This window comes from Frankia sp. CoWAU3 (assembly GCF_977971855.1).
On the sequence record NZ_CDWWXB010000104.1, the window covers coordinates 2,069 to 11,767 of the forward strand.

Genomic DNA, 9,699 nt, shown 5'->3' on the forward strand with positions numbered 1-9,699 from the left:
CCGCTAGGCCTCGGGCGGAGCCTCGTTACGGCTCATCGGATTGGCTGCGACGAAGGCCCGGGTCTGTTCATAGGCGCGCTGGATGTACGCCTCCAGCTCGGTGCGCTCCACCCGCCACTGGCCCCTCCCCCCGATCTTGATGGCGGGGAGCTCGCCCGAGCGGACAAGCGCGTAGGTCTGACTGGAGGAGATGTTGAGGATGTCCGCCACATCGCTGAGTTGAAGGAAGCGGTCGTTCATCAAAGTCCTCCTTCTGAGGGCGGATGTCTCTCCTCATGTGTGTATCAGAGATACTACCGCTCATCGCGTCCGGATGCGTCTGCTTGTGGATAAGTGCACGCGGATACCGCCAAAAGCCCGTGCTCGCAGGTACTGGACTGGTCCGCCATCCGCGCCTGCATGGCCCAGATGTCGACGGATCCCGTTCGGTCCGCAGCCGATTCCTCGCTGGTTTGGCTGGGCTCAGGGCCGACGACCGCGTACGCTCTGCGACCGGAAGGTGCGAACATGTACCAATGGTCCGGCTAGGAGAAGAGGGGGGTCTCCCGGTGACCGAGCTCGCCGCGGCACCGGCCCGCCCGGAGGCGTCCCCGCCACCGACATCACCCCCGGCCCGTCGGTTGACCCGCCGACGGTGGCGCGACTCCCGGCTGCTCGTCGGGGTGTTGCTCGTGCTCGTCTCGGTGGTCGTCGGGGCGCGGCTGTTCGCCAGCGCGGACGCGACCCGCCAGTGGGTGGTAGCCAAGGTGGACCTGCCGGCCGGGCACATCATCGTTGCCGGGGATCTCGCCACGGTATCGGCCAGGCTCGACGAGAGGACCTCGGGTCATTACTACCCGGGAAGCCGTCTCGACGACCTGATCGGCGCCACCCTGGCGCGGCCGGTGGACACCGGCGAGCTGGTGAGCGGACCCGACTTCGCCGGCCAGAACACCCAGCCGACGCGGCTGGTGCCGATCATTGTGAAGGCCGGGCGGCTGCCGACCCTCGGACCGGGTGACCATGTGGACGTCTTCGTGTTCCAGAGCGGCGCCGCAGCGCCGAGCACTACCGGGGGCGATCAGCAGGCCGGCTGGAGCACACCGGCCGCGCCCGCGGGTGCGGGGGCCGAGGCGCTGGTCCTGCACGACGTCGAGTTCGTCAGCCTCGAGAAGCTGACCAGCGGGGACCGTTCGCTGACGCTGCGCGTGCCGGTGGACAACGCCATCCAGGCCGTCGCGGCCTCGCAGAGCGAGCGGGTCGACGTCGTGAAGCTTGAGCGCGACTCCCGCGGTGAGGTCGGCTCGACGGGACCGACCACTGTGCCGGGGTACGGCCGGTGAGCCTGCCGATCCTCACCGCTGTCACCGATGCGATGGTCGAGGCCGGCCTGGTCTCGGCCTTCGATCGTCGCGACCTCGGGGTTACGGTGGTGCGCCGCTGCGTCGACCTGCCGGACCTGCTGGCCGCGGCGACCACCGGCGCGGCCCGGGCCGCCCTGCTGTCCGCGGACCTGCGCCGGCTCGACCGGGATGCGCTGACCCGCCTGGCCATGGCGGGCATCGCGGTGGTCGGGCTGACCGCCCCCGGCGACGAGGACGGCGACCGGCGGCTGCGGCAACTCGGCGTGGCCGCGGTCATCCCCTCGGACGCCACCGCGGAGGTCATCGCGGGAGCGGTCGTCGAGGCATCCCGGGCGCTGGCGACGAACGCGGCCGCGCCGGCGACCTGGGCGTCCGGTTCGTACAGCGAACCACTCGTCGGGTTCGGGCCGCTCGCCCCGGCCATCGACGTCACCGACGGTGTGGGGCCGATCGAACCGGGCGACGGCTGGGTGGGCCGGGTGATTGCGGTATGGGGTCCGGCCGGCGCGCCGGGACGCACCACGATCGCGCTGTGCCTGGCCGCCGAACTCGCCGGGCTGGGGACCTCCACCCTGCTGGTGGACGCCGACTCCTACGGCGGCGCGGTCGGGCAGCTCGTCGGCCTGCTCGAGGAGGCCCCCGGTCTGGCCGCGGCGGCCCGGTCGGCCAACCAGGGGCTGCTGGACGTGCCCCGGCTCGCCGTACTGTGCCGGGATCTGGGCGGCGGCCTGCGGGTGCTGCCCGGCATCTCCCGCCCCTCGCGGTGGCCCGAGCTACGCCCGGCATCCGTTGAGACCGTGCTGTCGATGGCCCGGCGTCTGGCGTCCTTCGTCGTCGTGGACTGCGGGTTCTGCCTGGAGACGGACGAGGAACTGTCGTTCGACACCTCCGCGCCCCGGCGTAACGGAGCGACGCTAGCCGTGCTGGGCGCCGCCGACGTCGTGCTGGCGGTGGCGTCCGCCGAACCGGTCGGTCTGGTCCGGTTCGTGCGGGGACTGTCCGACCTGCGGGAGACCGTCCCCGCCGTCGACCCGCTTGTCGTGGTGAACCGGCTGCGCGCCTCAGTTGTGGGCGCAGACCCGGCCCGCGAGGTCAGTCGGGCGATTCTGCGCCACACCGGGACCGAGCCGGTGGCCCTGGTGCCCTACGACCTCGCCGGGCTGGACGCCGCCCAGGTGGCCGGACAGCTCCTGCGTGACATCGCTCCGACCTCCCCGGCCCGGCTGGCGATCAGGGAGCTGGCCGCCCGGCGGCTCCCCCGCCGTCGGCGGGGGAGCCTGCGGCGCCAGGCCCGGTGATCTTGGTGAACCCGGTGATCTTGGTGGGCGGGCGGGCCGTCCCGACGTACGAGCCAGAGCCGCATCCCCTGCTGAGCCTGCCGCTGGGCCTGCTGCCGTTCGGCTGATCGCTCGCGCGGTGTCGGCAACTCACGGTTACGCCCTTGGCGTAACCGTGACATAAAGTATTCGCGCCATCATCCCGGCGTAGTGGGAGCGGTTACGGCGAGCAATTTAGGGGCATCGCTATGTGGAGGGACTTCGGTCAAGTCGTGAGAGGGATCTTGCTGATAGCTTTCGATCTTATAAGATTTACTACATAGAGTAACTTTTTTAATTCATAGAGTCTGAGATGCGAGAGAAGTCGCACGAGAAAGTTGCGCAACGTAGCATCGTATATGTATCTGTGAGCGGTCTCTTTCGGCAACGTTACGTTAGTGGGAGCATGCCTCGCCAGCGCCGCACGAGTCGTACCTTGATCTCCTATGGGCGCGACGAGAGGTACGTGATGCTCGTTCGAGACGGCTGGGGGTGTGTCGGGTGAGCCGAGAGTACGCGAAGGCCGTGGGCGCCCGGTTGCGGGCGATTCGGATACAGCAGGGTCTGTCGCTGCAGGGAGTGGAGCAGAAGTCGCGGGGGCGGTGGAAGACCGCTGCCGTTGGTTCCTATGAGCGCGGTGACCGCATGATCAGCGTGCATCAGCTCTCCGAACTCGCGGGATTCTACGGAGTCCCGGTCTCGGCGCTGTTGCCCAACGAGGATCAGCTGCCGCCGCGGGAGCGTCGCCCACGTACGGTGCTCAACCTGGAGAAGCTGAGCGAGGCTCCGCCGGACTCCTCTGCTCTCGTTCGTCGGTGGGTCGCCCAGATCCAGCGCCAACGGGACGACTACGCCGGCCGCGTGCTGTCCATCCGGGATGGCGACGTGCGTGCGCTCGCCCTGCTCCACGACACGACCCCCCAGGAGTTCGCAGAGCGGCTGCGGAACTGGGGAGTGCTGGAGACCAGTTTCCCCGAAGAGAGTAGCGAGGAGCCGCCGGAGTAGTCCGGTGGACTGCCCGGGCGCTTCGAGCGCCGAGAGCAGCAAGGTACGGTCAACGCGGACCGTGGACTGCTACTGGCCCATCCCCGGCCGTCCCGACGCGGCGGGCACGCCGTTCGTGGGCGGCCCGGCCCAGGTGCGACCGGGCGGCCCACATGGCAGCGAGCATGCCGGGCGGCGGGCATCCCAGCGCGATGCGTCTCCCTTCCCGGTCGCCGCGCCGGGAGGTGGACTATGACCAGGAAACGGGCCCCACGCAGAGGTCTGGTCCTGGGGGCCGGTGGAGTGCTCGGCTCCGCCTGGATGATCGGCGCGATGCGGGCGGTCGAGACCGCGACCGGCCGCGACCTGAGCGGAGCCGACCTGGTGGTCGGCACGTCCGCTGGCTCGGTGGTCGCGGCCCTGCTCGGTCTGGGGATCGGCATCGACGTGATGGCCAATTCCGAGCGGGGGATCTACGAGGCGGGTGATCCCGTTCTTGACTACCGCGACCTCGGTGCCTCCCTACCGCCGCGCCCCCGGATGCGCATGGGCTCACCGAGGCTGCTGACGGTCAGCGCCCGGCACCCCCGGCGGTCCTCGCCGATGGTCACGCTGGCGGCGATGCTTCCACAGGGCCGTGGGAAGATCTCCGCGGTCGGCGATCTGGTGACCGCGGCGATGGACCGCAAGGGCCTCGATCCGACCGAGTGGCCGACCAGGCCCGCGCTGCGGGTGGTGGCCATGAACTTCGACACCGGTGAGCGCGTGCTGTTCGGCGTGGCCGATGCGCCTCGGGCGACCTTGTCCGAGGCGGTGATGGCGTCGTGTGCCATTCCCGGCTGGTACGCCCCGGTCGCGGTGGACGGCCAGCGGTTCGTCGACGGCGGAACCCGATCGCCCGCATCGGTCGATCTTCTTGCCGACGCGGGCCTCGCGGAGATCCTGGTGCTCGCCCCGGCCTGCTCGTTCCAACTCGACCGACCCCGTGGCACGGTGGCCCGGGTCGAACGCCAGGTCCGCCGGGCCGCCACCCGCCGGCTGATGCGGGAGGTCGAGATGGTGGAGGCGGCGGGCACCCGGGTGACGGTGCTCTGCCCAGGTCCGGAGGACCTCGAGGTCATCGGCGGAAACGTGATGGATCTGACCCGGCGGGCCCAGGTGTTCGAGACGGCGCTGCGTACGACGGGCGAGGCCCTGCATGTCGCAGCCCGTTCCGCCCGTTCCGGCGTGGCCGGGGCCACCGACGACGCCGAGGCGAGGGGGGCCGGCTCGGGCTCGGCCTGGCCGGCTGACCGGGTTCCCGTGGCTGACCGGGTCCTCGTGGCCGGCTCGCCCCGCTTGGTTGCACACTGAGCGGGTGCGCATCTATCTCCCGTCCACGCTGGCCGTCGCCCGATCGGTCTGGGAATCCGCGCGCATCCCCCCAGGCACCGGATTCGCGGTCACCCCAGCGACGCGTGAGTGGTACGCCCAGTCGGAGTCCGAGGAGGAGTTGGAGTACGCGGCGCTGCACGACGCCGGCCGGGCGAGCCTGCGACTGCTGGACGCCGACCCGTCCGCGCCGCGCCGGCGCGTGGTCTTCGTGGCCGATGTCGCGGACGGCGAGGTGCGGGTACGCGACGATCTTGAGCGGGGTGCCGTCGAGGTGGACTTCCCGGTGCCGTGGTCGGCCGCGCAGGCCATCCATGTCGACGACGGAGACGACGAGGAGGTCGTCGCGGCGGTCGCGGCGGCGGCGAAGTGCATCGTCGAGGCCGATCTCGGTGGGGATGACGCCGCCTTCACCGTGGACAGCGTCGAGGGCTTCGAACTGCTGTGGTTCGCGCCTCAGGAGCTCCCCGATCTTCTCTGACCCCGGCGGAGACGCGGATGTTGAGTGCGCGGGGGTGACCCCCGCGCGGTGGAGGTCACCCCCGCACGGGGGAGGAGACCACGCACGTTGACGGCTCGTTGGGGCATGCTGTCTGGACTGGTGACCAGCTGGCGTGAAATGTTCCCGACGGGCGGCCCTCGTGGTTGTCTTTCCAGGCTCCTCCCTGGGGTGCTGTTCGTCGTCTGACGTCCGTGAACGGTGATTTCCCACCCAGGGAGATCGACGTGGCCAACGGTTGAACCTCCCCGGGTGCGGTCGATGTCGGGCGTTGCGAATAATGCTGGGGAGCCTTGCGGCGGCGACCGGGTCACCACCTGGATGGCGCCGAGGGGGGCTCCACTTTCCACAACCTTCGTACCGAGATGTCACTCCCGCTGGCAGGTGTGATCTCGACCGACCCACCGCGGTAAGGAAGCTGGCAGCCCATGCTGTACCTCGCCGGGCAGATCCTGGCGTACGTGCTGGTGGCGATGCTCATTGGTGCGGCGCTGGCATGGGTCTTCCTGATCGCGCCGCTGCGCCGGCAGGCCCGCAACGCCGACGCCGACGCCGCGCGAAATCGGGCGGGATCGGGGGAGGCGCCGGCCGGCACCGGCCCGGAGCTCGACGAATCCCGCCCTGGCGCGGTCCCGTCGACCGATCGGGCGGCAGCCGCGAACGACGTGAACCGGGTGAACGCCGGGAATGCTGCGGAGGCCGGGAATGCCGTGCCGGCAGGCACCGGCGACGCCGACACGGGTGTCCCCGATTCGGGCGCCCGCGGCACGGGCACAGGGCAGGCCGCCGAGCTGATCGCCCGGTTGCGCCGGCAGCGTGACGACGTCGCCCTGGAGAAGGCGGATCTAACTGCCCGGCTCGCTGTCGCCGAACAGCGTGCCGCGGAGTCCGAACGGCGAATCGCCGAGGCGGAGCGCCATGCTGTGATCGCAGGCGCCCGGGTCGAGGAGATCGAGACAGCGCTGCGGGCCCGGGCGTACGCCGTGACACCCGGCGCGGCCCAGGCCCTCCCGGCCGGTTCGGGTGCCGCCGGCCCGGTGCCGGCGGGCTCTCCGGGGGCGGGCGGTGATCCCGTCGGCCCCTCGGCTGCGCAGCTCGCCCATGAGGCCGAGCTGCTGCGCAGACAGCTCGTCGAGGCCGAGGGCCGGGCGGCCAAGTTCTCCTCCCGGCTGGCCATGGCCCGTACGGAGGCGGAGGACGCGCAACGCCAGGTGGCCACCATGACCACCCGGCTGGATCGGCACCAGGCCGAATGGGCGGCCGAACGGCTCAGCCTGCTGGGGCGGATCGCGAAATCCGAGGCGCTTCTGGGCCAGGCCTCCGCTGACGAGGAAGCCGGTGCCGAGCATCCCGAGGCCGCCCCCTCTGCCGAGGCCGCCGAGGCGGTCGGGGTTGCTGCCGCGGGCGGCGTGGTCCCGTCGAACCTCGCGGTCACCCCGAACGATGCGGGGCCGTCGAAGAGCGCGCTGCCCGCGCACGGTCTGGCCCTGTCGCCCGAGCCGAACGTCTCGGGGGCGACGGTCCAGGCGAGCGGCGTTGCCACGAAGAACCGGCCACCGGCCCTGGGCGGACCGCCGTCGAGTGGTCAGGGGAGTGGCGGCGGTGTGAAGAGCACCGGTGGAACGAACGGGGCCAGCGGCCAGCCGGGCACGGGTAGCCGGGTCGTGCTGGAACCCGCGCCGCGGTGGAACGGTCTCCTCGATCCCGTGCGGTCGGGCGGCGACAAGCTCAAGGAGATTGTCGGCGTGGGCCCGGTGATCGAGGCCCGGCTGCGGGCGTTGGGCATCACAACCTTCAGCCAGCTGGCCGAAATGGGTGATACCGACGTCGAGCGGCTCGCTCACCGGCTGGATGGCTTCGGTGACCGCATCGTCTCCGACGATTGGGTCGGCCAGGCCCAGGATCTGCAGGCCCGGCACTACGGCGGCGTCTACTGACCGGACCGCCCTCCACCCCGCTCGGTCACAGTCCGGAGATGAGTCCCTCGATCTCAGCCTCCAGGATCCGGCGGTCGGTGACGTCGCAGTAGAGCCAGACATGGCCGCGGTAGCCGTCGGCCGCGGTCAGCGGGATGTGGCTACGCTCGAACACCCGTCCGTCGGCGAACATCACCGTCTCCCGGCGTAGCGTCCGCCGTCGGCGGAGCAGGATGTCCAGGCGCGTCGCGAATCCGGATGGATCGTCCACCAGCCCGGGCCGGGGACGCAGCTGCAGCCGGCAGTCCGTTCCGACCAGGTCGACGGGCAGGTCCGCCAGATCGAACAGATCGCAGTACACCTGGTTCACCGCCACCACACGCCCGTCCCGGTCGGCGATGAGCACGGCGGTCGTCAGTTCGGCGAGCAGGGTCGTCAGCCAGCGTTCCCGGTCCCGGCATGCCTCCTCGATCCGTCGGGCCTCGGAGAACAGGCAGCCACAGGTGTGGTTCGAGCCCCTGGCGCGTCCGAAGGGACGCAGGTCGTCGTTCTCGCTGCGATGCAGGGCCACGGCCGCGCGCCACTCCGCTCCAGGCGGGAGCGTCCCGCGGGGAAACCCGACCGTGGGCCGATCCTCGGTGGATTCGCGGGATGTCTCCCGGCCTGGCGTCGGTTCGCCGGGAACCGGCCGGCGGGGAAGCGGAACAGACCATTCCCAGCCCCGATCGCCCCGATCGCCCCGGTCGGACTGGTCGGACTGGTCCGGCAGATCACAGGGGTCCGGTCCGTCGAACGGGTCCGGTCCGTCGAACACGCCGAACCCGTCGAGATCGCCCGCGGGCACCCCATCGGCGGCGAGGGCCTGGAAGCCGAGGAGATCATGACCGAGCAGGTGTCCGTCGAGGAGGTCGGGATCGAGAGCGGCGAGTTCGAAAGCCGCCTCGCGACGGTGAAGGCGGTCGAGTTCGGCCTGCTCGTCGTCAAGGTGTTCGAGATCGGCCGCTTCGTGATGCGTCGCTTCGTGATGCGCCGGTTTGTGAGACGTCGGTTCGCGGGAAGCGACGTCGGGTTCGGCTCGCTCCCGGACAGCGACGTCGTCGGTATCGGGCTGGTCCGCGGACGATGGGCCGATCGGGGAGCGACGCCCCTGGAGCCGCGGCGAGGACACTGGCGCACCCTTCATCGGCACACCCGTCACCGGCCCGGCGGCGTTCTCGAACGCACTGGCCGACGGCACGGTGAGGGTGCCGACGATCCGTCGTCTACCGTCCCCTGCCGAGGTCACCACCGTCTGCATGACCGCGTCGCAGGGCGGTTCGCCCGGCCGGATCAACCGGACCTGGATCGAAAACCCGTCGCCGTGCGTGACGAGGTGCCGCCACCGGCTGCCGACGTTCGCTACGTCGCCGGGATGGACAATGCGTTGCCATCCCCGTCCGACCGCCTCGTCGCGGGTAACGCCGGTCAACTCGGACCACAGTCGGTTCACAAAGAGATACCGGCCTTCCGCATCGGTGGCGAATACCGCGACCGGGCAGTTTTCGACAATCCGCCAGAACATTTTCCAAGCGGTCGTGTCGAACATGTCTGACGATCGGGGATCCCGGGCGCCACTCATCGTGATGCCCCTTTCCCCCCCGGGGGATCGTGCCGGGGATGCGTCGGGGGCAACGCCGCCCTGGTGGCCGAATGAGGTTCTCGCGAGCGGCTGACGACCGCGCTGGTTGTTGGCTGACCGGACACGGAAGGGACCCCCGAGGCAGGCGTTGGTGGGACGCTGGATGAGACCGGCGGGGTGGGGGGTTTCCGCCTGTCGACCCAGCGATGCGATATCGACTACAGGGATGTTCGGGTTAGGGACCGCCGAAAGGCTATCGCCTCGGCGTCGTTTCGAGGGAGAAATCGCGCGGGCGTTTCCGGGGCGGTTGGTGCACCGTCGGTGCAGTCGATATGCGCGCAGAGCGAGGATAGATGTCCGGTCCGCGGCCGCTTTTTGGCTGCGGAGAGTAGCAGCCTTGGTGGTCAAGGTGGGACCCTGTACGGGCTGTGGCCTACCTGAGCCCTACCCGCTCCACACCCTCGGTGGGGGTTGTGCGAACGTTGTTGCGTCCGCCCCCGACGTCGGGGGTTGCTTACCAGTGACCTTCTTTCTACGCTTCGTGGCAATTGTCGGGGCGGGAAGAGACGAAAGTCGGAGGAGCAGCGGTTTCCGTGGCGGTGGCACGCGGCAGTTGGCTGGACGCGACATCGTTCGTGGAGGACGAGGTCAG

The 9,699-nt window shown here is 70.3% G+C and carries 8 protein-coding genes; 6 read left to right on the top strand and 2 right to left on the bottom strand.

Going from position 1 to position 9,699, the window contains the following annotated elements:
• Positions 1 to 3: 3 nt before the first annotated feature.
• The gene (locus AC08ON_RS10940) at positions 4 to 240 is read right to left on the bottom strand and encodes a helix-turn-helix domain-containing protein (RefSeq protein ID WP_476607661.1); all 237 of its coding nucleotides are present in this window, start codon (positions 238 to 240) and stop codon (positions 4 to 6) included.
• A 308-nt stretch (positions 241 to 548) separates the two neighbouring features.
• On the opposite strand from AC08ON_RS10940, the gene AC08ON_RS10945 reads away from it, so the two are divergent.
• From AC08ON_RS10945 to AC08ON_RS10970, 6 genes are all read left to right on the top strand, one after another.
• Entirely contained in the window at positions 549 to 1,322 is a 774-nt protein-coding gene (locus AC08ON_RS10945; RefSeq protein WP_476607662.1) for an SAF domain-containing protein, read from the top strand.
• On the top strand, positions 1,319 to 2,641 hold the full coding sequence (locus AC08ON_RS10950; RefSeq protein ID WP_476607663.1) for a CpaE/TadZ family protein: 1,323 nt from the start codon (positions 1,319 to 1,321) through the stop codon (positions 2,639 to 2,641). The genes AC08ON_RS10945 and AC08ON_RS10950 overlap by 4 nt, the downstream gene beginning before the upstream one ends.
• A gap of 519 nt (positions 2,642 to 3,160) precedes the next feature.
• Positions 3,161 to 3,664: a transcriptional regulator gene (locus tag AC08ON_RS10955; RefSeq protein ID WP_462187080.1), complete on the top strand. Its 504-nt coding sequence runs from the start codon at positions 3,161 to 3,163 to the stop codon at positions 3,662 to 3,664.
• A 231-nt stretch (positions 3,665 to 3,895) separates the two neighbouring features.
• The gene (locus AC08ON_RS10960; RefSeq protein WP_476607664.1) at positions 3,896 to 4,996 is read left to right on the top strand and encodes a patatin-like phospholipase family protein; all 1,101 of its coding nucleotides are present in this window, start codon (positions 3,896 to 3,898) and stop codon (positions 4,994 to 4,996) included.
• A gap of 4 nt (positions 4,997 to 5,000) precedes the next feature.
• A complete protein-coding gene (locus AC08ON_RS10965) occupies positions 5,001 to 5,495 on the top strand; it encodes a DUF6912 family protein (protein ID WP_023839918.1) in 495 nt (164 codons plus the stop codon).
• A 446-nt stretch (positions 5,496 to 5,941) separates the two neighbouring features.
• Complete coding sequence (locus AC08ON_RS10970) at positions 5,942 to 7,450, top strand: hypothetical protein (protein WP_476607665.1); 1,509 nt, start codon at positions 5,942 to 5,944, stop codon at positions 7,448 to 7,450.
• A 25-nt stretch (positions 7,451 to 7,475) separates the two neighbouring features.
• On the opposite strand, the gene AC08ON_RS10975 is transcribed toward AC08ON_RS10970, so the two are convergent.
• Complete coding sequence (locus AC08ON_RS10975) at positions 7,476 to 9,047, bottom strand: PAS domain-containing protein (protein ID WP_476607666.1); 1,572 nt, start codon at positions 9,045 to 9,047, stop codon at positions 7,476 to 7,478.
• Between the last annotated feature and the right edge of the window lie 652 nt (positions 9,048 to 9,699).